This window comes from Phyllobacterium sp. 22552, from assembly GCF_052044585.1.
Taxonomy (GTDB): Bacteria; Pseudomonadota; Alphaproteobacteria; order Rhizobiales; family Rhizobiaceae; genus Phyllobacterium; species Phyllobacterium ifriqiyense.
The window spans coordinates 3,139-26,156 of sequence record NZ_JBQENG010000011.1 but is presented as its reverse complement, the minus strand read 5'-3'; the positions used below and the strand labels follow the sequence as shown (position 1 = coordinate 26,156).

General features: G+C 55.3%; 18 protein-coding genes and 1 pseudogene. 8 read left to right on the top strand and 11 right to left on the bottom strand.

What is annotated here, in order from left to right; genetic code table 11:
- Nucleotides 1–168 precede the first annotated feature (168 nt).
- On the bottom strand, nt 169–1,035 hold the full coding sequence (locus ACTJI9_RS21110) for a LysR substrate-binding domain-containing protein (protein ID WP_440810740.1): 867 nt from the start codon (nt 1,033–1,035) through the stop codon (nt 169–171).
- Between the two features lie 92 nt (nt 1,036–1,127).
- Between ACTJI9_RS21110 and ACTJI9_RS21105 the strand changes: the two genes are divergently transcribed.
- A complete protein-coding gene (locus ACTJI9_RS21105; RefSeq protein ID WP_440810738.1) occupies nt 1,128–2,075 on the top strand; it encodes a DMT family transporter in 948 nt (315 codons plus the stop codon).
- Between the two features lie 270 nt (nt 2,076–2,345).
- Here ACTJI9_RS21105 and ACTJI9_RS21100 read toward each other — a convergent pair whose 3' ends face one another.
- The 7 genes from ACTJI9_RS21100 to ACTJI9_RS21070 all read right to left on the bottom strand — a co-directional run bounded on the left by ACTJI9_RS21100 (nt 2,346) and on the right by ACTJI9_RS21070 (nt 8,767).
- Nucleotides 2,346–3,215 (bottom strand): NADPH-dependent oxidoreductase, encoded by an 870-nt coding sequence (locus ACTJI9_RS21100; RefSeq protein WP_440810736.1) that lies wholly within the window; start codon nt 3,213–3,215, stop codon nt 2,346–2,348.
- Between the two features lie 34 nt (nt 3,216–3,249).
- Nucleotides 3,250–4,038 carry an ABC transporter permease gene (locus ACTJI9_RS21095; RefSeq protein WP_440810734.1) on the bottom strand — a complete coding sequence of 263 codons (789 nt, stop codon included), beginning with the start codon at nt 4,036–4,038 and terminating at the stop codon, nt 3,250–3,252.
- The gene (locus ACTJI9_RS21090; protein WP_440810732.1) at nt 4,038–4,886 is read right to left on the bottom strand and encodes an ABC transporter permease; all 849 of its coding nucleotides are present in this window, start codon (nt 4,884–4,886) and stop codon (nt 4,038–4,040) included. The genes ACTJI9_RS21095 and ACTJI9_RS21090 overlap by 1 nt, the downstream gene beginning before the upstream one ends.
- 27 nt (nt 4,887–4,913) lie before the next feature.
- The gene (locus ACTJI9_RS21085; protein ID WP_336441715.1) at nt 4,914–5,990 is read right to left on the bottom strand and encodes an ABC transporter substrate-binding protein; all 1,077 of its coding nucleotides are present in this window, start codon (nt 5,988–5,990) and stop codon (nt 4,914–4,916) included.
- A 1-nt stretch (nt 5,991) separates the two neighbouring features.
- On the bottom strand, nt 5,992–6,882 hold the full coding sequence (locus ACTJI9_RS21080; protein WP_440810730.1) for an ABC transporter ATP-binding protein: 891 nt from the start codon (nt 6,880–6,882) through the stop codon (nt 5,992–5,994).
- A gap of 18 nt (nt 6,883–6,900) precedes the next feature.
- Nucleotides 6,901–8,256, bottom strand: coding sequence for an LLM class flavin-dependent oxidoreductase (locus tag ACTJI9_RS21075; protein WP_440810728.1), 1,356 nt, complete (start codon nt 8,254–8,256; stop codon nt 6,901–6,903).
- A 244-nt stretch (nt 8,257–8,500) separates the two neighbouring features.
- A complete protein-coding gene (locus ACTJI9_RS21070; protein WP_440810726.1) occupies nt 8,501–8,767 on the bottom strand; it encodes a hypothetical protein in 267 nt (88 codons plus the stop codon).
- A 430-nt stretch (nt 8,768–9,197) separates the two neighbouring features.
- On the opposite strand from ACTJI9_RS21070, the gene ACTJI9_RS21065 reads away from it, so the two are divergent.
- On the top strand, nt 9,198–11,102 hold the full coding sequence (locus ACTJI9_RS21065) for a calcium-binding protein (RefSeq protein WP_440810725.1): 1,905 nt from the start codon (nt 9,198–9,200) through the stop codon (nt 11,100–11,102).
- 558 nt (nt 11,103–11,660) lie between these two features.
- On the opposite strand, the gene ACTJI9_RS21060 is transcribed toward ACTJI9_RS21065, so the two are convergent.
- Nucleotides 11,661–12,098 (bottom strand): hypothetical protein, encoded by a 438-nt coding sequence (locus ACTJI9_RS21060; RefSeq protein ID WP_440810723.1) that lies wholly within the window; start codon nt 12,096–12,098, stop codon nt 11,661–11,663.
- A gap of 205 nt (nt 12,099–12,303) precedes the next feature.
- Between ACTJI9_RS21060 and ACTJI9_RS21055 the strand changes: the two genes are divergently transcribed.
- The 6 genes and pseudogenes from ACTJI9_RS21055 to ACTJI9_RS21030 all read left to right on the top strand — a co-directional run bounded on the left by ACTJI9_RS21055 (nt 12,304) and on the right by ACTJI9_RS21030 (nt 20,297).
- Nucleotides 12,304–16,524: a DUF4781 domain-containing protein gene (locus ACTJI9_RS21055; protein WP_440810721.1), complete on the top strand. Its 4,221-nt coding sequence runs from the start codon at nt 12,304–12,306 to the stop codon at nt 16,522–16,524.
- Nucleotides 16,525–16,609: 85 nt separating this feature from the next.
- Nucleotides 16,610–17,197 (top strand): annotated as a pseudogene (locus ACTJI9_RS21050) (IS6 family transposase); the annotation flags it as partial.
- 854 nt (nt 17,198–18,051) lie between these two features.
- The gene (locus ACTJI9_RS21045) at nt 18,052–18,582 is read left to right on the top strand and encodes a phage tail protein (protein ID WP_440810720.1); all 531 of its coding nucleotides are present in this window, start codon (nt 18,052–18,054) and stop codon (nt 18,580–18,582) included.
- Nucleotides 18,583–18,619: 37 nt separating this feature from the next.
- Nucleotides 18,620–19,150, top strand: coding sequence for a phage tail protein (locus tag ACTJI9_RS21040; RefSeq protein ID WP_440810718.1), 531 nt, complete (start codon nt 18,620–18,622; stop codon nt 19,148–19,150).
- Between the two features lie 29 nt (nt 19,151–19,179).
- Nucleotides 19,180–19,713, top strand: coding sequence for a phage tail protein (locus tag ACTJI9_RS21035; RefSeq protein ID WP_440810716.1), 534 nt, complete (start codon nt 19,180–19,182; stop codon nt 19,711–19,713).
- A complete protein-coding gene (locus ACTJI9_RS21030; RefSeq protein WP_440810714.1) occupies nt 19,713–20,297 on the top strand; it encodes a GNAT family N-acetyltransferase in 585 nt (194 codons plus the stop codon). The genes ACTJI9_RS21035 and ACTJI9_RS21030 overlap by 1 nt, the downstream gene beginning before the upstream one ends.
- Here the strand turns inward: ACTJI9_RS21030 and ACTJI9_RS21025 are convergent.
- Nucleotides 20,290–20,583 (bottom strand): DUF6916 family protein, encoded by a 294-nt coding sequence (locus tag ACTJI9_RS21025; RefSeq protein WP_440810712.1) that lies wholly within the window; start codon nt 20,581–20,583, stop codon nt 20,290–20,292. The two genes, ACTJI9_RS21030 and ACTJI9_RS21025, sit on opposite strands and share 8 nt — an antisense overlap.
- 108 nt (nt 20,584–20,691) lie before the next feature.
- The coding region (locus ACTJI9_RS21020; protein ID WP_440810710.1) for an autotransporter domain-containing protein at nt 20,692–23,018 on the bottom strand (2,327 nt) is incomplete at its 5' end.

Below are 23,018 nucleotides of genomic sequence, written 5' to 3'. Positions count from 1 at the left end.
TCCAGATCGAGAAGAACGCCGAGGATGGGGGCGATTCCGGTGGGAGGCAGGATCGTACATTAAGATAGCCAGACCTTCGTGATTTGGGTTCAATCCGGTCCTTCCTCATATTGCCGTCAACAGAGATGGGTAGGAACAGTCATTCGCGCACGGTCTGTTGAAGGCCGCCTACGAGCCCAAGGCCATCGAGTGGAGTCGAAGCACAAGGTGATTGATAGCCAGTGCGGCGCTTGGGCTGAGTGTTTTGGACCGGTGAAGACGTATCTCGGCGCTAGGCAGCGGCGGCAAGCATTGACCGGGATCAACGTTGCGCAGGCCGTGCGAAAGCATGCTACCCTTGACGACAGTCACCGCCAAGCCCTGCCTAACAATAGCCTCCACGGCTGCAAGACTCGAGCTGACATAAGCCAACCGCCATAGTCGACCTGCCTCACTGAGCGCCTCAAGGGCCCAGGCGCGAAACAGGCAATCTGGATTCGACAAGGCCATCGGCAGAGGATTGATATCCTCGACGGTGTAGTCGGCCGCTGCTACCCAAACCGCCTTTTCCCGACAGATCAACTCTCCTTCGGTTGCGCCTTCTGGATGCATGGCGATGACCGCATCGAAGGACGATCCGAGCCTTTTCAGGAATCGGGCAGTCAGACCGATCTCCATCTCGATTTGAACGAAAGGAAATCGCTCGGCCATGTCGGCCAGCAGGCGCGGCAGGATCTTGGTGCCATAGTCCTCCATGACACCGATGCGAATGCGTCCGATAACCTTCTGATTGGAAAGGCGCGCGATCGCTTGCTCGTTGAGGGTGAGGATACGACGCGCATCGATCAGAAAATCCTCGCCAGCTGCCGTGATTTCGACGCGCCCTGTCGATCGGCGAAACAGCGCGACACCAAGGCGCTCCTCAAGGCGGCGTACCTGCAAACTCACCGCCGCCTGTGTTCGGTTGAGCCGCTCGGCGGAGCGCGTGAACGACAGGTGCTCAGCGACGGCGACGAAAGCCCGCAAGAGTTCCGGATCGAGGGTCGAAGTGCTCATAATTGAATGTTATCAAGTTAATGAGATTAATTCGATTCCTTTTAGCGTTCTTGTCGCTTACCACAGGCTCTGAGCCCGGGAGGTGCGGCGGTATGGAAATTCTTGGCGTCCTTGCGGCAGTTCTGTCCAGCGCGATCGGCGGTACAGCGATCGGCGCCACACGCTATCTTGCGGGCACGCTCGATCCGCTGACGATTGGGGCCATTCGATTTGGCGGCGGTTTCCTGGTCCTGCTGGCAATAGCGGTTTGGCGGCACGACCGATGGCCGAGCAAACACGACTGGCTCGGCACGGCTGCGTTGGGTCTCTTGTTCTTTGGTCTGTTTCCCGTGCTTTTCAACGTGGCTTTGATCTACACGACCGCCTCGCGGGGTGCCTTGGCGCTCTCGACATTGCCGCTGCTCACCATGGTCGCCAGCGCAATCTTGAGGGTCGAACGGCCAACAATGCGCAAGATGATCGGCGTCCTCGTTGCAATGGGTGGTGTATTTATTGCGCTCGGCATCGGCACGACGACCACACCACCGGACGCATGGCGAGGCGATACCCTGATGCTAGCGGCCGCATTCTGCATGGCGCTTTACAACGTCTGGTCCCGTCCGTTCATATCCCGCTCGGGACCGATCCCATTTGCCGCCTTCGGCATGGGCGTGGGCGCGGCATGCCTGTCGATCTTGTCGGCTCTGACTGGTGGTCTTGCACAACTCGACGTGCTGAGCGCACCGCAATGGATTGCGAGCGGATATCTTGCAATCGTATGTGGAGCTGGCATTTTCTTCCTGTGGGCCTATGCACTTGGCAGAACCACTCCCACGCTCGTTGCTGTGTCCGTTGCGGTGAACCCGGTAACAGCTTCGATCTTCGGCGTTGTCCTCCTCGGCGAATCGACGGGAGCACACCTGATTATCGGGCTTCTGGCTGTTCTTATTGGAATCGGTATCGCATCAGGACCAATCGTCTGGCGCAGTCTGCTGAGCCGGCAGTCGGCGTCCACTGCCACCAAAGCATCAAGCGGTGTCAATCGAAGCAAAATGCACTGAGAATGAGACGGCGTAGCAGCCTTGACTATGAAGTAGATTGAGTTGGCGACAATGCGGTATGATCAACGTTGCGTTGCCGTCGCTGTCCACATGAGCCGAGGCGCCATAGGCCTGCCCCACAAAGGATAGGGAGATCAGCCGGAGCAATTGCGGCGAAGGCGTCGCCGCCTGCTGACTTGTCGGCAGAACTATAGGCGAGAGTGGTTATCGTCGCCTGCGGGGTGACAGCCACTCCGCCAATTAACCGAACGTTTTAAGAACTGGGCAATCCTACTTGATCCGAAACCCGAGCAATTTGACTGCACTTGACAGTACATCGCGGTTTTTCAGCGCTTCTTTCGTGCCAATTCGCCTGCTCATTTGCTCAGTCCAATCGATTGCCGGCATAAGTTGCAATTTTTGAAAGGCACGCAGTATCGTGTTATAGTCGCCGAAATCCGCACTGTCTGCGTTGGCTCCGTATTGTTCGCGGTGGAAGACTGTTGATCGTGGCAGGCGCGGTTTGATGTCCGTTCTGATTCCTGGGTTCGGATACCCGACAGTCAAACCAAAAACCGGAAAGACCTCCTTCGGAAGCGCCAGTTCCCTTGCAATAGCCTCCGGGTTGTTTCGCAGTGCACCTATATAGCAAGTTCCCAGCCCAAGGGATTCAAAGGCCATGACTGCATTTTGCGCGGCAAGCGTGGCATCGATAATGGCGAGAAGAAAGCTCTCCAGATAGTCCAGGCCCTCGGCCGGGGACCCTTGCGTCCTGGTTATACTTCTTAAGCGAGATAGGTCAGCCAACCAGACCAGAAGCAACGGAGCCTGATCAATTTGCTTTTGATTTCCCGCAACAGCGTTGATCCGCGCTTTGCGGTCGTCGTCTTCAACTGCCAATACGCTCCACGCCTGCAGATTGGAAGAGCTCGGCGCGGACTGTGCCGCAGAGATCGCAAGCTCCACCGCTGTCGCCGGAACCGATTGCGGCAGATAAAACCGTATGCTCCGGTGTGCGAGGAGTGTTTCAATGACCGTTGTCACCGAGAGCTGGCCGGCCAAATCCTGTTGCGTCCCATAACGTTGCTGCAACAACGTACTGATCCGGTCAGCATTTGGTGGTTGTGGCGTGTCGGTGCCGTCGCTGGCGAGTGTAGACATCAATCGAATTTCCTGTTTGCAGCCAAGCCGGCTGTTAATGCGCACTGACGCGCCAGCGAAGAAGATGAGCTTCGGCAGCCGCAGCAAGTCTGTTGAGCGTAAAGCCCACCAGACCAAGAATGATTACCCCTACCATGACCAGCGCCATGTCGAAATGCTCCCGGCCCGCAATGATCAAGCCACCAACGCCTCTGCCCACGGCTAAAAAATATTCCGCCCCAACGGTTGCCAGCCAGGAATAGATCAGTCCGAGATGCACCCCAGTCGCAATCGAAGGTAAGGCGGCGGGAAGAAAAATGCGGGTGATGCGTTGCAGCGGTGTGAACCTCAACGCCTGCCCGACTTCGATAAGGTCACGCGGTGTGTTGCGCATACCCTCATAGGTATTGAGCACCACCGGGATGAACGCCGCGAGAGCAACGAAAACGATCTTCGCCTGTTCGCCGAAACCAAACCAGATCGATATAAGCGGAATCCAGGCCAACAATGATATCTGCTTGAGGCTGTTGAAGGTTGGAGTGACCAACGCGTCCGCTGCGCGCGACAACGCCAGCATCGTTGCGAAGGCTATCCCGATTGCCGAGCCAATCAGAAAGCCGGCCACATTGCGAAAGAGGCTGACACCGAGTTCGCCAATGAGATCGTTGTCGATCAACTCACGCTTTGCGGTCAAAAACACGTCTTCCAGAGACGGCAAAAACCGAGAGTCGACCAGACCGGTGCGGCTCGACACTTCCCAGACAACCAACAGCAGCACGGGAATGGTCAGACCGCGCCGGATCTTGACAGCTCGCCGTGTTTGGAAGTTCGCGATAAATGACATCAACTGCCCTCCTCGTGCTTCCAGCGCTGGACAGAGATCTCCGAGATATCGAGAGCCTTGTCCATCACGAAGCCAAGAATACCGATAGCGATCATCGCCACAATGACAACGTCGAGCCAGAACATCTGTCTGCCCCAAACCAACAGATAGCCAAGTCCCTCTGAGGACGCGAGCAACTCGACGCCGACGAGCGCGGTCCAGGAGTGCGTGAGACCATAGCGGATACCGGTAAAAATAGAGGGTGCCGCTCCGGGTAGCACAATGAGACGCAAGGACTGCCAACGGCCGAAACGCAGGGCATGACCGACTTCAACCAAATTGGCGGGAACCGAACGGATGCCAGCAGCGGTATTTATTGCCATAGGAACGAGGGCGCCCTTGGCGATGACGATGATCTTCAAGGTTTCGCCAATGCCGAAGATCAGCATGAGCAAGGGAATCCAGCCAAGCGTCGGTATCTGCGCAAAGGCGAGAAACAGCGGCCTGACATAGTCATCGATCCGTTGTGACAGGCCCATTGCCATGCCGAGTGCCAGACCGCCAACCGCACCGAACAGAAATCCGATCGCCACACGGCCCAGGCTGACGCCTGCATGATAGAAGATTTCACCGGAGTTGATCATGTCTACTGCGGTAGAGTAGACATAGGCTGGAGACGGCAATATCTGCTCCGGCAGCCAGCCCCTCCCCGAGGCAATCCACCACGCAATAAGCAGACCAACCGGCAGGACAAGCGCGATCGCAAAACGGTGCAGTCCCCATCTTCTTCCAAACGTCTTTGTTTGTGCCTTGTCCACCTGTTGCGCAGAGGCAGGTTCGATGATGATGCTGTTAGATCCGATACTCATGTGATGGTCTGCCAGGTTTGTTTGGTACTACGAGCCCAGTGGCTTGCCGTTTGCCCCATAGGCCTGCCAAAAATTCCGCAGCCCAAGCTTCTGCAGCGAAGTATTGAGATATTTCGGTTCGAACCAGCCGTCGGTGCTGACCTCGCGACGGATCAAACCGAATTCCTTGGCCTTGACGCCCTGCTCCCGATACTGCGAGACGAGCAGATCATCAATGAGAGGCGAGTTACGATAGGCCAGTTTGTCGTTCCTGAAATATTCTTCGAGGATCGGGATGGACGTGCCAGATTTGTGCCAAAGGTCGAAGAGGGCCGCACGATTTGGCTCGTCGGAGGACCACTGCGCCGCTTTGACAAAGGCATCCACGACACGCTGGGTGATTTCCGGGTGCTTTTCGATAAAGTCTTCGCGCGCAACGATACCGGCATTGCGACCATAGCGCGGATCGTCTCCTTTTGTGGTGTAGATCACCTTGGCATTGCCCTTTTCGGCGAGATTGATCAGTGCTGTATCGCCAAATGCCGCATCGATGTCCTGGCTTGTGAGCGCTGCGACCGTCCCTGCGCTATCGAGATTGATGACTTGCAGATCTTTCTCGGTGAGGCCATTGGCCTCCAGGATCTTGATCGCCGCAAGATGTCCATTGGTGCCACGCTGATAGGCGACTTTCTTGCCTTTCAGATCCGCGACCGATTTGATCGCGGCATCCTTGGCGACTGCCAGGTATAGGGGCTTGCGTGCACCGCTGGCCAGAAGATATTTGGTCTTCAATCCATTGGCTCGGCCGATCAGGGAGGGTAGATCGCCCTGATAGGCAAAGTCGAGCTGATTGTTGGCAAAGGCTTCGTTGACGGCCGGACCGGCACCCTTGAAGAAGAACCATTCGATCTTGATATTCGGATCGCCGGCGAATTCTTTCTCAAGATACTCGCCCGCTCTCGCTGTTGCTGCGGAAGTGCCTTCCGAATAAGGCCGGCTGTCGAGGCCGATGGCGGCATAACCGACGTTGATCGTCAGTGGTTCCTCCGCAATAGCCGGAAACGTAAAGGAAGAAAAGGCGATTGCGGCAAAAAGCGCTCTTCGGGTGAAGTGGGATAGGTTCATGTCAAATCTCCGTCGATGAATAGAGGGGCCGGCTAGCAAGTTTTGGGCGCAAGGCGGCATGGATCAGGTTTGCCTTGGGAACCGGCTGTTCTTTTGCAGCAGGCTGTTTGATCGGGAACTTCGGCTTGTCGCCACCCGTCGTGCTATTGAGAATATCAAGTACGTGGTTGCGAATACTGGCGAGCTGCGCGGAGGTTCGCTCGCGCGGATGCGGCAAATCCACAGTGACGGTTTCCCTGATCCGACCCGGGCTCGGCGACATGATCACGACGCGGTCACCAAGATAGACAGCCTCATCGACATCGTGCGTGACGAGCACCATTGTAATCTGCTCCTTGGCCCAGATATCCTGCAACTCCCCCTGAAGGCGAGCCTTGGTGATGGCATCCAAAGCGCCGAAAGGTTCGTCGAGGAAGAGGACATCAGGGCGATTGACCAGACCGCGCGCAATTCCGGCGCGTTGTGCCATGCCGCCTGATAATTGGTGCGGGTAGGCTTTTTCAAAGCCGGTCAAGCCCACCAACGCGATCTGTTTTGCAACCAGTTCGCGTTTTTCCGCCTTCGAGAAGTGTGCGTTTTCGAGACCAAGCGCAACGTTGTGCTCGACTGTCAACCATGGAAACAGGCGCGGCTCCTGAAACACGATACCGCGATCAAGGCTGGGACCGGTCACCCGTGCCCCGTCATGTTCGATAGTGCCGTCGTGCTTTACATCGAGACCCGCGCCAAGGCGCAGCAGTGTCGACTTGCCGCAACCGCTGGCTCCGACAATGGTGACAAATTCGCCTGCCGCTATATCGAGGCTCACATTATCGAGTGCCGTGATCGTATTTCCATTGACCTGGAAACGCCGGCTGACATTGTTGATTTTCACATGTGCAACGCTCGGCATGGTTGCTCCTTTGTTGGTTTATTCGGCTGCAACAGTTGACTGAGCCGGATGGTGCGGCTCACGCAAACCCAGATGGCTGCGCAGTGTACGCCCCTCATACTCGGTGCGGAAAAGTCCGCGCCGTCGGAGTTCCGGCACAATATGCTCGACAAAATCTGTAAGCCCGACAGGCAGATGCGGCGGCATGACGTTAAAGCCATCGGCAGCACCGGTCGTGAACCAATCTTCCATCTGATCGACTATTTGCGTCGGTGTACCCACGATCTGCCAATGGCCTCGCGCACCGGCGACACGCAGGTAAAGCTGGCGGATCGTCAGATTCTCGCGGCGGGCCAGATCAACAATCAGTTTCTGGCGGCTCTTGCTGCCATTGGTTTCGGTGACTTCGGGCAGAGGTCCGTCCAGAGGATATTTCGACAGGTCAACATCGCCGCCTATGCCATTGAGCAGGGACAGTCCGACGGCCGGATGAATGAGCTCCTGAATCTGCTCAAATTTTTCCTGGGCCTCCGACAGGGTCTTGCCGATAACGGGGAAAATGCCGGGCATGATCTTCAGATCCTCCGGCGAACGCCCAAAGCGGGCAAGCCTGCCCTTCACGTCGCGGTAGAATACACGGGCGTCCTCGATATTCTGGTGCGCTGTGAAAATGACTTCGGCGGTTCGCGCTGCGAGATCCTTGCCCGGCTCAGATGAGCCGGCTTGTACGACCACCGGATGACCTTGGGGTGATCGCGATACGTTGAGCGGACCTTTCACCTTGAAATGCTTGCCGCGATGATTGAGAAGATGCTGTTTGGACGGATCGTAGTAGATGCCGCTAACCTTATCGCGCAGGAACGCATCGTCTTCCCAGGTGTCCCACAGTCCGCGAACGACATCGGCGAATTCTTCGGCACGTTCGTAACGCTCCGCATGGGCAACGTGATGATCACGGTTGAAATTATGCGCCTCGTCCTCACTGGCTGAAGTCACGAGGTTCCAGCCGGCGCGACCGCCACTAATATGGTCGAGCGAAGCGAACTTGCGGGCGATGTGATAGGGCTCGTTGTAGGTCGTCGACGCCGTAGCGACAAAGCCCACGCGCTCGGTCAGGGCAGAAAGGGCCGAAAGAAGCGTCAGCGGTTCAAATTGCGCCACATAACGTAGGGCAGTACGACTGAGTGCTTCCGTATCGGTGCCACGCGTACCAACGCCGTCGGCCATGAAGATCAGATCAAATTTCGCCGCTTCGACAATGCGTGCAAGTTCGGCATAGTGGGCGAAATTCGAGCCGGCGTCGGCTTGAGCCTGCGGATGGCGCCATGCCGCAATATGATGCCCCGTTGGGTACAGGAATGCGCCTAGTCTCAATTGGTCAGCAGGTTTGCTCATGGTTCATCTCGATCCGGTGTTACCGAAAGCCTAGGCCGCAATTTTTAATCACGACAGAAATGGTATTCTTTAGATTGGATCGATTTGGGTTTTCTCGTTCGTGCGTTCCCTGCAGCCTGGAACTCGATTGTAGAATACGTCGGGTTCAACTCTGGCGGTGCCCAAATTCCGTCTTTCGGGTCGCAAACAAATTTTAGCCCGCACGCCTAAACGCGATCACCGATCGGGATTTATGGAACTGGCGTCAGGCTTGAATGGCAATGCGGAGGCTTCTCAGGCTCGGCAAGGGAACGTCGAAATACCAGCCGACAATGTCTCTGAGATATGCCTGTGTTCTGCTGCAGCCGCTTTTCTCGTAAGCAAGGCGCAACGCAACTGACGCTCCTGTGGTATCGCCGAGAAAGAATTCCCGGCGACTGATATAAAGAATAGAAAATGACTGACGATAAATCAAATCGCGCGGGTCCCGCGCCCGAGCTATTGTATCGAGCGAAGAAAGGTAGGTGAACACTTAATGAGTACCAGGAGTGTTGATTTATTGGACAAATTGGAGACTTTGGATCGCAAGCAGCACAGCACACCGCATGCGGCTGGTCAATCAATATTATGTCATCGCCAGAATCTTTGCTACGCACCCAGTCATTCGGATAATTCGCACAAGAACGAATTTCGAATTATATTTGAGATACTTTGTAGGCAGTGTCAGTATAACATTTTGTTTGGAGGATTCTGTTTTTTGTAGTTTACTACATTTGGATAACCGCACTGTTTTTAAAATCGATACCAAGTTATATTTGATAGAATGGCGCAGATACTATCGACCGCGCTTGGTGCGGCAAGCAGGCGAGCCGCTTTGTCGTTGTGCCGACGGGTGATTTTATGATCTGGCGACATGGGGCAGAGAACGATTTTGACTTGATCCGATCTGGGAGGAGGATTTTATGGCCAAGATAGAACTCAACCTGTCGTCAACGTCCGATAGGCCAGGATGGATATCCAGCGAGCCTTCAGGACATAGCGCGTATTGGGAAGATTTCGCCATCCGTTACACCTATACGACGGCTGTCAATCCGGACCCGGTTCAATCCGAAGAAGGCAGTTTCGTATCCGACTCGGGCGACACCGAGATTAACCTCGTTGAGTTTCCCGAAACCCAGATCGGCGAAGATCCCAACACGGGCGCGTCCGCGATCAGTATCGACTGGCAGGATGACGACAGCGTCGATGTCGCGTTGAACCGGGCCTGGAACACTATTAAGAACATCGAAATTTCGGAGTTCACAGGCTCGGCACTCAGGGTCTCCAACTTTGTCGATGCGTGGTTGCACCTTAGCGGCGATGCCGCCCGGGATATCGAGATCGACGGTGTGAAGCGAGCCGAGGTGACAACCGGCGGCGGCGATGACGACATCAGGCTCGGTATTGACAGCAATACTGGTGATTGGAGCAACGAAATACACATCGACACCGGGGCGGGCGACGACTTCATAGATATAAGACCCACCACTCGGGACTATACCGGGGACGGCGAAACCACTCCTGGATGGGCAAACGGCCAGATTTCCTTGGGCGCAGGTGATGATTCCATCAACGCCAACACCACCGGTTATGGCGACTTCACGATAGATGGCGGTGACGGCTCGGACAGTATCAACGGTGGGAATGGCGATGACGTCATCCTGGGCGGCAATGACACGCTGAACGGCAATGATGGCGAGCCTCACCACAATTATTTGAGAGGTGGCGGCGGAGACGACACGTTGATCGGCGGCAGATGGGCCACCAATCAGTTCGCCTTAGAGGACTACGGCGTCGGTGACCACATCATCGGTGGCGAATTGACCGACTTATTGTACGAAAGCCATCAATCCACGGCGTACGACATTGCGGCCGACGGTAGCAGAGCCACCATCAATGGCGCCACCTTGCATGGAGTCGAAACTGTCAACCTCGACTTCCTCGAGGCGGCCCGGGTGACGATTGATGGAGACTTCTCTTCGGGCGACCTGGAGACCATCTCGGTTACCACCTACAGCGGCAACGCTCCCCATCAAACCACCTTCAACCTTGATGCCAGTAACTCCGTCGGCGTCAATGTCAAACTCGGAATTTGGGATGGCCACGGCACCTTCCTCGGCGGTGGCGGAGACGACCGGATCGATCTTGCCCCAATTGACAGCAGGGATGTGCTTGACGGCGGCGGCGGTACCGATGAATTGCACTTTCAAAACGTGGTAAATGCCCTCAACACAACCATCGAGGGAAAGGGATCCTGGATCGATATCGATGGCGCCCACGTCAGCAACATTGAGAGCATTAGCATTAACGGCTCGGGCCAAGCCGATCACATCACCGTCTCCGGTGACCTGATCGAAACTGGTCTACGCAGTGTCGACTACACCGGTTGGGGTCCGGATGGCACCACATTCGATGCCGGCGCCTCGGTAGATGCTGGCATCAGTTTCAACCTTACTGGCTCGGCCGGCAACGATACCCTTACCGGAGGAGCCGGCAATGATAGTCTCGTCGGGTCGAACGGCGCGGACATTCTGACAGGTGGGGGCGGAAACGACACTATCACAGGCAATGGCGGTGATGACGCCACGGGTGGCGCCGATCACTTCGTCTTCGCTCCCGGCAGCGGCAATGATAGTGTCATCGGCTTCCAGGCAGGAAGCGGCGACGTCCTCGACATCGCCGGCTACGGATTTTCAAGCTTTGCACAGCTCGAGGCGGAAGGCAGGATCACCGTCACCGATGACTACACCCAGATTGCCTTGAGCAACGACGATTCGGTTCAGGTTCATGAGACGGGACTGACGGCTGACGACTTCCTCTTTGCCTGAGGCGAGGCTCGGTAAAAGTCGTCTGCAGGTTTGATCAATCGCTATCTTTCGTCGTCTATCGGAGGCTGTGTTGCGAAAAACTTATCCGTTTACCGCGGCATACCGGTGTTTCTACTACCCTTACAGCCTACTTTATTTTCAAACAGCATATAACCACTTGAAAACACGTAAATTCTTCCTGACGATGGGAAACTCCGACGCCAGGCTCGTCAAATGCTACGCTGTTGATTTCAAAGGGAACCGGTCGTGGCTCATGTCGGCATCCCGTGATATTACCGCTGGCAAGCAAGACAAATTTCTTAGGACGATCAGGCGGCCATTCTTGAGATGATCGCCGTAAATTCACCGCTGGAAGTGATCCTCGACCGTCTTTCCCGGCTAATGGAAAGCCAGATCGAGGGCGTATTCGCCTCGATTTGGTGATGGACGAAACCGGCACACGTCTCAAACATGGGGCCGCGCCAACTCTGCCACAGGCCTATTTGCGCGCAATCGATGGTCTCGCCATCAGTCCCCATGTCAGTTCTTGCGGGACGGCCGCCTATCGTGGTGAAAGTGTCAACGTGGCGAGGAGTAATCGAAGCGTTCGGCTGAATATTCCGGAAACGAACTGCCCTTTCCTTTCCGAAACGGGCCCACACCGAGCTTCGCAGCCACGATGGCGCTGCTTTCTCCGAACGTTAGACCGAATGTAAGCGCTGACAGATAGGCGCATTGCACTGTTCTGATCGCATCCGACGCTAAAGAACAGCCTGCGACGATCCTTTCGTCGTCCGGCAGGTTTCTCGACCGCACCTCTTCGAATTGTGCACTGTATGCGGAAAGGCTTTCCACCTGCAGACCGAAACCGCTGTCAAAACCACCGAAAAACCCCATCTCCGCAGTTATGCGAAAATCGATGGGGTTCAGCTTCTCGTGATGCGCCAGTTGACCACTGGGCCGGCAATGCTGCGACCAAGTATATCCGAATGATTCATGCTCTGCCTTTCCCGTCATAGCACCTATCCGATATTGCCTCGGGATCTTTGTCGCGTCGAATGAGTTGCGTCCGCTGGCACAAACTCAACCACAGCAACGGCTCGCAGTTGTCTGTTCAATATTGTTACAAAATGTCATTTGGCGTTACAGCCGGCAGCCATTCTTATAGGTCCTGAACTCCGTACGAACCAACAACAATTTGCATCGCATTTTGGAGGACACGATGTTCCGGATCGATGAGAATGGCAAATTCCGTTACAACAAAACAGGGGATGCGGTCACTCCCGTAAGCACCCAGCAGGAACGGGCGTTTACGACCAGCATCAATCAAGCCCTACAGGACAGGAAGAAAGCCGGCGGGTTCGGCAAAATTGATCCTCTCGACGAGAAGGTCGCGGTGGTCGAAGCCGGGGATGCGCCCGAGCGGATTGCACGTGACAACGGCATCAGTCTCAACGAGCTCCAGAATGCCAACAAGGGTATTTTCGGTCCGAATGACATGCTGCACCCGAACGAGGTCATCTTTATACCCCAGCGCGATCCGGTCCTGACAGCCAGCAGCCCCAAGGATGCCAATGGCGTGCCGGCTGACGAAAAAGCATTCCTCACTGATCTGCGCGTGCGCGGCAGTGAAGTACTGGAAGATAAGACATTGTCGCCCGAGCAGGCCGATGCGGAACGCCAGGATATTCAGAACGATGTAAAAACCTATCTCGATGCCCTCCCTCCCGCGGAGCGCCAAGCTGCGGCGAACCGCCTGCAGGCGGATGCAAGGACATGGAAGGATGCGGCTCCCGCCAGCATTGCGACCAGGCATGCCGCCGCTGACAGTTTCGGCGACGCTCTCCATCTCAAGGGCAAAGAGGGTAAAAGCGGCGAGATTACTACGGATGTAAAATCCTATCTGGAAAGTCTCCCGCAAGGCGTACGGGCGGCGCAGCTGCAATATCTGTATGATCGCGACTGGCAGGATGCAGGATCGGCCCAGATGGAGATTGATCAGGCCGCCAAGGATATGGGCATTCGCTTGAGGGAAAGCGGCCATACGGGATCGGAAGCGGAAAACACGGCGCGCGGCATCATCGACAAGGCGCGCGCTGCAGGGGGACCAGCCGATGTCAAGAAAACTTTTACGGATCTGTCGCAGGGCCAGCCACCGGCGGTGCAGCTTGCGCTGAAGCAGAATCCCGAAGCGGTGCAGCTTGTGCGCGATGCCGATAATCAACAGAAGGTCGACATCTGGCTGAATGGCAAGGAGCTCAAATATACGGACGGCGTGGATACGGTCATGAAAGCCCTCAAGGGCGAGGACAGTGATCTCGGCAAGCTGGATGAGCTCACGAAGAAGTATCTCCTCGACAAGGTGCTGATCAAACTCGACACGGATCGGGGCTTGTCGGACATCGACTATCTTGCCGAAGCGGCGAGCCGGTCCGATGACCCGGCATTGCGAGCGATCGTCAGTGAGCGGATGGCCGCGCGGGCAGCCGCCCTTGCCACACCGGAATCGGGCGGGCAACCCGGTCCGGAGGACCAGTTCAGAGCACGCTATTTTGCCAATCAGGCCGTCCGGGCAAGCACATCGGCAACGGTCGGCGAGGACGGCAAATACGATTTGTCGTCGCTGCGAAACGCGATTGAAGCGCTCGGCCCGGAAAAAGCTGCCGCTTTCATCCAGTCGATCGGCTTCAGGACGGAGGCCGACACTGGACAAACAACCATGGACCGCACGAATTCATTGCAGGCCGTTCTCATGGCGGTGAATTCGGGAGCCCATACACGCACTACCAGCGCAGTTGTCCAGAATGTCTTTGCGCTCTCCGACACCTATAGCCCGACATTGCGCTCGAGTCCCGAGGGAGGCCCCGGTGAAATGGCCACAGCCCTCGCCCGCGAGTGGTTGCCCGATGATGCAAGGACCCGCGATGCGGAAGCCCGTCGCCTTCAGTCCCTTCTCGATACCCACCAAGGGCGCGAATTGCTGTTTCCGGGAACAGGTGATGACGTTTCGCTGTCCCTCGGGGCCCGTTCCAATGCGCTCGCCATCATCCGTTCCGACAAGAATATCAATGCCGACACCCTTAAGACGACCGATGATCCCTGGCAGAATCCGGTTTTTGTCAATCCGCCTGCGCAGGAGATCGCAGGTCAATATCTGGAGTTGCGCGGCAACGCGCCCGTGGTGCTCAAGGGCACGGACCTTGAAAACACCATAGGCAGCGCAATGGGTTCGAAGCCGGTCATTCCGGAGGGCATGTCGGATGAGGACATGCAGGCCAAAGTGGCCAATGGCGAACTGTCGCTCTTTGGCGGTGAAGACAACAAGCCCGTGCAGACAATCGCCGACCAGATTCGCAAGACGGCTGGCGAAGGCAACATCGCTGTCACGGTGCTGCCGATCCAGTATTCCAGCAGCCAGACGGGCACAGTGACATTGCCATTGTTCCGGGTATCGACAGCAGGTGGCGACAAATTCGTCGACAATCTCGGTCGTGAATACCAGGATTTCAATGACTGGAAAGCCAATAATCAGCTACCTCCCGGCGCCATGACCTATCCGGCCGATGGTCAGCTTGCGCAGAATCCGGATGGATCGGTCAAATTGTCCGGTCCGGAAAATACACCGAAAACCGTCGACACTTTCGGCGAGCATATCACTGAGATCATCGACAAGGCTGCCCTGGTGGGCGGCATCATCGTGGGTGCGGCGCTCATCATCGGAACAGGCGGTGTCGCAACGCCCATTGTTGCCGGGGTCGGTGTCGCCGTCGCCGGCTGGGGGACATATCGCGCCGGAACCCAGCTTGCCGACCGCGCTGAACATGGCCAGTCGATCAATCCCATCACGGATGCGGACGCGCGCATGCTTTGGCTCGACGGCGTATCAAGTATCGCCGCAGCGGCGGCCTTCGGAAGCGCCGCAAAACTGGCAAACATCGCATCGAAAGGCGCGACGCTTACTCCGACAATGGCGCGCATTCTCGGGTCCGGCATGGCCATTTCAAATACTGCGGATGCGGCCGCCATCGCCAATATGGCCCATTACAGCGCCACCAATTGGAGCTCCATGTCTGGCGAGGAAAAAGCATCCGCCATCCTCTCCATGGGCTTCTGGGGCACGATGATCGGCGTGAACATGTCACGCGGTCCTTCGCTGACCCCGCGAGACATTGCAGACATGTTCAACCCTGTCACCCAGACGCGGAATCTGCTTGCGGCCTATGAACCGGCCGTCGTTAAAAATCCGCAGCTCCAGGGAAATGAGATCCGCATCGTTGATGACCCGTCCGGAAACGGTGGATTTTTCATCGAGACCGGACCTTCCGCCTCGCAGGCAGATATAGCCAATCACAGGCGTGTTGCCCGACTGATGTATCAGAACAACGGGTTTCAGGGAAATCTAAGAAGCTTCCTCGGCGCCGATGTCGCAAAGCCCGGAACCAAGGCCTATCAGATCCAATTCGAACTGGAAAAACTGACGCCCAAGCTGCAGCAGCTGCATCAGGACCTGCAGAAACCCGGCCTGTCGGATTACGAAAAAGCACAGATTTCAGCGGAGATCGGTGATTATACCGGCTATCTTTCGGGACTGCAGCGCATCGCCGCTGATCCGAAAATCACCGATCCCTCGGTCATCAGACAGCCCTCCACCGGCAGGGAAATGGCCCGCACGGACGGACCGGGCGGCGGCCTGAAAGGCTCGTCGCAGGAAGCATACAACGACTACATCGCTGCCAATAAACTTAACCCGGCAGATTATGTCTGGTACAGGCAGCCGGGCGTTAACGGCAAGCCAGACAGGCTTGCCCTGCGCCGCACCGATGCAGGCAAGGACCTGCCGGAACTTGAAGTGGTGACTGAATCTGGAAAGCCACCAGTCATCCGGCCGAAACCGACCGTCAAACCGCAGAATCAGAAAATCGGCGATGCTGCGGAAGAATTTGCCATCAATGACTTTAAAAATCGCGGTTATACCACGATACTCACGGCGAAAAACCCTTCAGGCCACGGGGTCGATATCTTCATGTACAACCCCGAGTCGGGGCAATATATCGTTGCCGAGATCAAGGCCAATAGTTCGAAGCTCAGCCCCGACCAGCGCCTTGGGCCAACCTATGCTCTTGATCGCATGCTTAACGCTGCAGACGGTAATGGAAGCTGGGCCGCGGCATCGCCGGCGGACAGGTTCCGGGCCGAAGAGGCCCTCCGGACACTCACCTCCGGCGAACCCATAGACAAGATCCGCTTCCTCGTCATCCGCTATGAAGTCGATCAGAGCACGTTTGCCGTTTCCAACCCGCGTCACGCCGACTGGGCATCGCCCGATGGCTCAGGAGCGCCGGGCGGACCGGCGGGCGATACATACGGGTATCTGCTCACCCAGGACGGCCCGCCGGAATTTGCGGAAACGCCAGTCTGGCAGACGGGCGATGGCGTGCCCTGAGCGCAGTTCCATAGCGAGACACAACGGTTCTGTTGCAAACTCTTCGGTTACGATCGGTGTGACATTGAACTGCGATATTTTCAGGAGTGTCGATCATTCCACGATCTATCGCTGGGTCGTGCATTTCTCACCATTGTTGTTAGAGCGCTTCAACCGACGAAACGCGCCGTCACTGGCAAATGGCATGCCGACGAGACCTACATCAAAGTCCGGGGCCAATGGATATATCTTTATCGCGCCATAGACAGCGGGGGTGATACCCTCGAGTTCTGGTTAAGCGAACGTCGGGACCTGCCGGCGGCAAAACGGTTTTTCAAAGGCGTTCAACCGGCATGGCCGCCCCGAGCGCGTCGTCATAGACGGCAGTCAGACCAATCGGAAAGCTCTTGTATCCTGCGATACGACATGTGGGCTACAGGACCGGTCACGACGAAAGCTCAAACCGATACGCATCCGCCAAAGTCAATACTTGAATAACTGTATCGAGCAGGATCACCGGCGGATCAAGCGGCGCGTCGGAGCGATTCTCGGTTTCAAGTCATTCGCAAGCGCGGCAGTTACGCTGTCCGGTATTGAGATGGTACACATGATGTGTAAACGGGAGGCCCGTTATGGTTATACCCCATCGCTATCACTGGCCGAGCAATTCGATATCCTGGCTGCTTCGTTCTAAAACGGATAGCTCGCGACCAACTGCGTTACCTCGAAAATTTGCAACAGAACCCCATTTCCGAGAAGGCAATGGCCGAACTCAGCTGACGTTCTTATCCCTGTTGGCGGATAATGCCGGGTTACCGTTCGGCGCCGAGGAACTTGTAAAGGAGCGTGTTCTGGACGCTATGATCCAAAGCTTCAACGGCAACGAGCAACCGTTGGCGGACTCAATCATGGATATCATTTCGTCCACCCAGTAACCATGCACGCCGAGACCGTTGCTTCTTTATAGGGACTGGCCACCCTATTGAAGTGGTTTGCAGGAAATTCGTAAGGAAACTTGCAACGCCTTGAACAAGTTTGAACTCACGACCCGCCGATTGCATGCGGCTGAAAGACTTCCAACCGACCTAAGAACTTCATTTGAAAATATCAATAAGGGGCCAATTTTCGCTGGAAACGATCGGTGCTCTTACATGTCGACATTCTTCGTCAACTTCAGAAATTATCCAGATCTCGGTTCCAGTGCATAGCCCAAACGTGGGCGTCATGCGGGCGCATGCGCCCACCCAGCTTCCGAAATATTACTGATGCTTGCGTCCTGCTGAAGATGTCGGCAGTCAATCAGAGAATTTAATTCAACACACTACAGATTTATTTTCGTGACAGATAAACTTACGAATCTGTTTTCTCTGCATCTTTAATCTGGATTGAACTGATACGCAGTACTCTTTTACTTGACATCGCCAGCAGATTTTTCTCGAGGAAATTATTTTGAGTTTTATAAATTAATCTACCCAAATGTTCTTGCATTTTATGCGTAAGTTGGGCGATGATGCTATCAGATATATTATAATATTGGGGAGATAGAGTATGTCCGAAGTCTTTCTTGGCCAGATTTTGCTTTCTGGATTTCAATTTACCCCAAAAGGATTTGCTTTGAGCAATGGGCAACTTTTGGCCATTAGTCAGAACCAAGCTTTATTCTCTCTTCTAGGCACTTTTTATGGCGGGAACGGCACTACAACATTTGCATTGCCGAACATGCAAAGCCGCACACCGGTGGGATTTGGCCCATCGGCCGATCCATCATGGCAGCCGTTGCCTTACCAGATCGGCGAAACTGGCGGCGTCGAAAACGTGACCTTGCTGGAACCACAACTGCCTCAGCATGCTCATCTTGCAACAGGAACCACCAGCAATGGCACGTTACGCAATCCAAACAACGCGCTCTATGCAACCAACAGTGCCAATATTTACGGCCCCTCCAGCGGTGCCGCGGTTGTACTTTCGAGCCAGACTGTTTCTCCGGCTGGCAACACCCAGCCCCACGCCAATATGCAACCCTATGACGTGATTAATTACTGCATCGCACTGTCTGGCATTTTCCCTTCACGCAATTGACCGTCTCTCACCAAATGCTTCCTACGGAGAACTAACGATGAGCACTCCTTATGTCGGAGAAATCCGGCTTTTCGGCTTTTCCCGGGTGCCCAATGGGTGGCTGCCCTGCAACAACTCGCTGCAGCCAATTTCCGAATATGAAACACTATTTATGCTCATCGGCACGACATATGGCGGCGATGGCGTTACTACCTTTGCCATGCCTAATCTTTGCGGGCGTGTGCCAGTTCATCAGGGCAGAGGGCCTGGTTTGTCCACCTATGTTATCGGTCAATCGGCCGGGAGCGAAAACGTCACGCTTTTACCAACGCAAATGCCAGCGCACACCCATCCATATCAAGCTACCACTGCCTTTGCCAACACCGCGTCAGTCGGTTCGAACGTCGAGCTCGGTGCAATTATCGGTGACACGATGTATGCCACAGATGTGAGTGGGGCCATCGCGTTCAGAACCTCGCAGGCAGCATCCCAAATGACCGGGTCGACAATCATGCATGACAACACGATGCCGACGCTGACGGTGCAGTATTGCATCTCTTATGCGGGTATCTTCCCGCAACAGAATTAAATCGCGTCTCGCAAATAAGGACAATTGATATGACAGAACCTTTCATCGGTGAGATTCAACTGTTCGGATTCAACTTCCCTCCCTATGGCTGGGCATCCTGTAATGGCGCGACGCTGGCCATCCGGCAAAATACCGCACTGTTCTCGCTGCTTGGCACCCAGTATGGCGGCGACGGCATGACCACATTCCAATTGCCCAACTTTACCAACCGGGCAGGCTGTAACCAGGGCCAGGGCGCGGGACTGACGCTGCGCCATATAGGCGAAACCTTTGGCAGCAACAGTGTAACGCTGTCCCAGGCGGAGATGCCTGCACATTCGCATTCCCTGACCATTTACAATCAAAGTGATTCAACCAAGCGCGCCGCTTCGCCCAGCACGGGCAATTCCTTGAGCGTGCCGAACTCAAGTGCTCCATTTTTGCCCGATGCCCAACCCAACGCTCAGTTTGCACCCAATACAATCGGTAGCGCGGGTGGAAGTCAGCCTCACGAGAATCGCCAGCCTTATCTGGCAATTAACTTCAGCATCGCGCTGTCCGGCGTGTTTCCATCCTTCGATTGATGACTGGCTCCGCCATCGGCCAGATGCCGACGTTCCCCGCTCGCACGTGGAGTAACAGGTTCTCGATATCGTCCTGCAGCTTGCGTGCTGCAAGGTTCGAGGACCTGCCCTTTCTTCGTCAGCTTTATCGTTCGTTCCGGAAAGAGGAATTCGCAAACATTCCATGGCCGCAGGAAAGCAAGGACGCATTTCTGGACCAGCAGTTTGATCTGCAACATCGATATTACATTGCAGCCTTTCCCGGAACGGATTTTCTGATCATGGAGAAGGACGGCGCCCCGATCGGCCGCCTTTACTTGCAAATGGCTGCGATTGAATGGCATATTATCGACATTGGCTTTTTATCGCAGTGGCGCAATCATGGTTTGGGATCTGCCATTTTGAACAGTATCCGGAATGCAGCGATTACGGAACAAATTACCGGCATTGTCCTGCATGTTGACAGAACCAATACCCGTGCGCAGAAGCTTTATCAGGCATCAGGATTTCAAGAGGTAGAAACCTCCGTAACCCATATACGCATGCAATGGCTATTGCAGGGAAACCCTTGCGAAGCGGCGAGTGAACCGTCACACATCAATTGAAGATGGCCTGATAAATTATGCCGTCCCTGTCTCTGGCGACAGGCACAAGAAAAATGTCGAGAACTCCAAGCGCTGCGTTCTTTAATCTGTAAATCTGTTGTGGCAGCACAATCTTTGACTCGCTGCGGAACAACAAAGAAAATGGTGCCCTTGTCATCCCGCTAAAACCCCGTTCGGGCAAGGGCCGCGCCTCGGTAAGGGTAAAAACAAGAGACCCGGTTCCCATTTCGATCTCGAATCCTTCGCCGACGCTGCGGGCGAAAATATCCAAAGTTATAATTCCCATCCCAACCCCATTTGTTTGGTCGCGCTGACTGTATCTTGCCCTAACCGAAAGCCATCGAGATCGGGAGAAATAAGTGGCTCCCCCCAACACTTGTACCGTCACACACCGTTAGAACTTTTTGCCGAAGTGCACTCCGAATGCATGGTTTTGATTGTCTGCGCCAACCGTCGTGCGGTAATCAAAGTTCGCGTTCCAATCGGTATCAAGTTGTGCATCAAGTGAAAGACCGAGTGTAACGTAGTCGCTGCCGCTGCTGTCAGTCGTGACGTCATACGGAAGACCTGCAGTATCGGCATAGCCAAGCTTGATCCGGCTCGAACCTTCAAAATCATGCGTGTATTCTGCACGGGCACCCGGCTTCAAAGCGCCCCAATCCATGGGAATGGTGTATTCCATGCGCAAACCAACGATACCCGAAAGCGTGTCGACGGTCTGGTCACCATATTTCAGTGTATATGCGGATCCGCCCTTCTCGGTAAAGCTGTCCAGCCACGAGCGCGAGAAATCGAAACGACCATAGGGCGATATCAACCAGGTATCAGTACGATGCTCATAGCTTGCGGTGACTGAACCGAATATCTGCCGGCCATCGCGATCGCCGGAAGCAAAATCACCCGATGCGGTGATATAACGTCGGCTGTCGTAGTCCAGCCAGCTTCCGCCTATTAAGCCATCGAGGAACACCGACTTGATCGGAGAGTAACTAGCGTAGATTGCTGCGCTATAGGCATGGGCCCGGCTTTCGGTGCCGCTATCGCCAATATCGGAAGCGTCACGGCCATAGCCGAAACCAAAGCCTGCGACAAACTTCTTGGAGAAACGGTAGTCCATACCCGCACTCACGCCGACGGTCGTATAATCAAAATCCTGATCACCATCATTGCGATCACCAAAGTTCACAAAACCGCCTGTCCACACCGCCAGTTTTCCAGGATTTGCATCCAGAGCTGGCTCGTTCTGCTTTTGCTTCTTGCGTTTTTCTGCGGCGAAGGACTGCATGGCAAAATCAGGCACACCATCCGACAACCCCGGCACAGAGCCCGAATTCATAAGCTCGCGGAACGGTTCGTCCATATCGTCCGGGCCATTCTCCTCCGAGTATCCGAGCCGGAGAGCCATGCTGTTGTTGCGGCGGTCCCCTTCATCGTGCAATTGCTCGAGACGCGAGTTGAAGTTTTGAATCTGGTTGGTGGCAAAGCGTTTGGCGCTATCGGCCTGTGCCGTGAGCAAACCGATCACTTCAGTATCCTTCGAAGGATCGGGGCGGGCTGTAACGACAAATGTGATGGTTGCAGGACTTGATGTTCCATAGGGATTAGCTAGCGTGTACTGTACCTGCAATGTTCCCCCGTAAGTAGGGTCAGATGCGTAAATCATATCGAAGGCCGGTCGGTTTGCATCAATGCTCACGGGACCAGCAGAATCATCCGAGATGTTGACAATTCGGGCCGCGGAGAACGGCCCGCCTGTCGAGCCCTGAGTCAGGTCAACCCGAACTGTCTGGCCAGCCAGCACCTCGAGGGTGCGTGATGCCGCCATCGGAGCTGGTGGTAAACGGCGGGCTGTGACTTCATAGGTCCTCGTGGTCGTGTTGTCTTGAGCTGTCACAATAACCGCGATACGGGTCTGCCCGACCGGTAGCTTTATCGCAGCGCTGGATGAGCCTGAACTTACAGCTTGTCCCTGAACGGTGATGGTTGCGTTGGGTGCCGTGGACGTGGGTGTGAGCGCAATACTCTCGGTCAAATTGGACACTTCTACCGTATAGCTTGTTATCGAAGCTGAAAACCCAGGCTGTAACTCACCAGTACTTGGCACGAGAGCCGACAAATCCGCAATTGCCGCCGGCGGCGCGACATCGAATGTGACGGTTGCATTGTTGCTACCGCCCGGGCCAGTTGCAGCAAAAACCAAACTGTCGGGCCCGCTGAACGTGCTGATGGGTGTATAAGTGGAACTGCCGTCACCATTGACAACAGCCGTCCCGTTCGACGGCCCCGTAACCAGTGAATAGGTCAAGGGACCTGCCCCAGTACCAGTCACGGTAAATGTTTTTGTCTGATTATAGTTCACGCTAACAGTTTGTGGCTGAGCGACTGGCGGCGCAACATTCACCGTTATGGTCACGAGAGCCGGTGCCGAGGTACCGGTTGCATTGGATGCGGTATAAGTGAACGACGTCGTGCCTGAGAAACCCGTGGCAGGCGTATATGTTATCGACGTTCCGATTGCGGTTGCGGTGCCCGACGACGGCGTACTGGCAATCGATACGGACGTTGCAGTACCCACGATATCGAGCGTAATTGGATTGGCGGTACTGTTGAAAGGCACGGTTGCTGCAACTGGATTTGCCACAGGTATGGCGTCAACAACTGTGAGAGAATAATTCTGTATGGCAGTGAATGGTCCGCTGCCGGTTGAACTGTCTGTGGCCG

Excerpts from the sequence above, each read along its gene's own strand:
- ACTJI9_RS21095 (WP_440810734.1), bottom strand. The coding sequence starts at position 4,038 with ATGTCATTTATCGCGAACTTCCAAACACGGCGAGCTGTCAAGATCCGG.
- ACTJI9_RS21080 (WP_440810730.1), bottom strand. The coding sequence starts at position 6,882 with ATGCCGAGCGTTGCACATGTGAAAATCAACAATGTCAGCCGGCGTTTC.
- ACTJI9_RS21105 (WP_440810738.1), top strand. The coding sequence starts at position 1,128 with ATGGAAATTCTTGGCGTCCTTGCGGCAGTTCTGTCCAGCGCGATCGGC.
- ACTJI9_RS21040 (WP_440810718.1), top strand. The coding sequence starts at position 18,620 with ATGAGCACTCCTTATGTCGGAGAAATCCGGCTTTTCGGCTTTTCCCGG.
- ACTJI9_RS21085 (WP_336441715.1), bottom strand. The coding sequence starts at position 5,990 with ATGAACCTATCCCACTTCACCCGAAGAGCGCTTTTTGCCGCAATCGCC.
- ACTJI9_RS21060 (WP_440810723.1), bottom strand. The coding sequence starts at position 12,098 with ATGACGGGAAAGGCAGAGCATGAATCATTCGGATATACTTGGTCGCAG.
- ACTJI9_RS21090 (WP_440810732.1), bottom strand. The coding sequence starts at position 4,886 with ATGAGTATCGGATCTAACAGCATCATCATCGAACCTGCCTCTGCGCAA.
- ACTJI9_RS21030 (WP_440810714.1), top strand. The coding sequence starts at position 19,713 with ATGACTGGCTCCGCCATCGGCCAGATGCCGACGTTCCCCGCTCGCACG.
- ACTJI9_RS21100 (WP_440810736.1), bottom strand. The coding sequence starts at position 3,215 with ATGTCTACACTCGCCAGCGACGGCACCGACACGCCACAACCACCAAAT.
- ACTJI9_RS21075 (WP_440810728.1), bottom strand. The coding sequence starts at position 8,256 with ATGAGCAAACCTGCTGACCAATTGAGACTAGGCGCATTCCTGTACCCA.
- ACTJI9_RS21110 (WP_440810740.1), bottom strand. The coding sequence starts at position 1,035 with ATGAGCACTTCGACCCTCGATCCGGAACTCTTGCGGGCTTTCGTCGCC.
- ACTJI9_RS21055 (WP_440810721.1), top strand. The coding sequence starts at position 12,304 with ATGTTCCGGATCGATGAGAATGGCAAATTCCGTTACAACAAAACAGGG.
- ACTJI9_RS21025 (WP_440810712.1), bottom strand. The coding sequence starts at position 20,583 with ATGGGAATTATAACTTTGGATATTTTCGCCCGCAGCGTCGGCGAAGGA.
- ACTJI9_RS21035 (WP_440810716.1), top strand. The coding sequence starts at position 19,180 with ATGACAGAACCTTTCATCGGTGAGATTCAACTGTTCGGATTCAACTTC.
- ACTJI9_RS21065 (WP_440810725.1), top strand. The coding sequence starts at position 9,198 with ATGGCCAAGATAGAACTCAACCTGTCGTCAACGTCCGATAGGCCAGGA.
- ACTJI9_RS21045 (WP_440810720.1), top strand. The coding sequence starts at position 18,052 with ATGTCCGAAGTCTTTCTTGGCCAGATTTTGCTTTCTGGATTTCAATTT.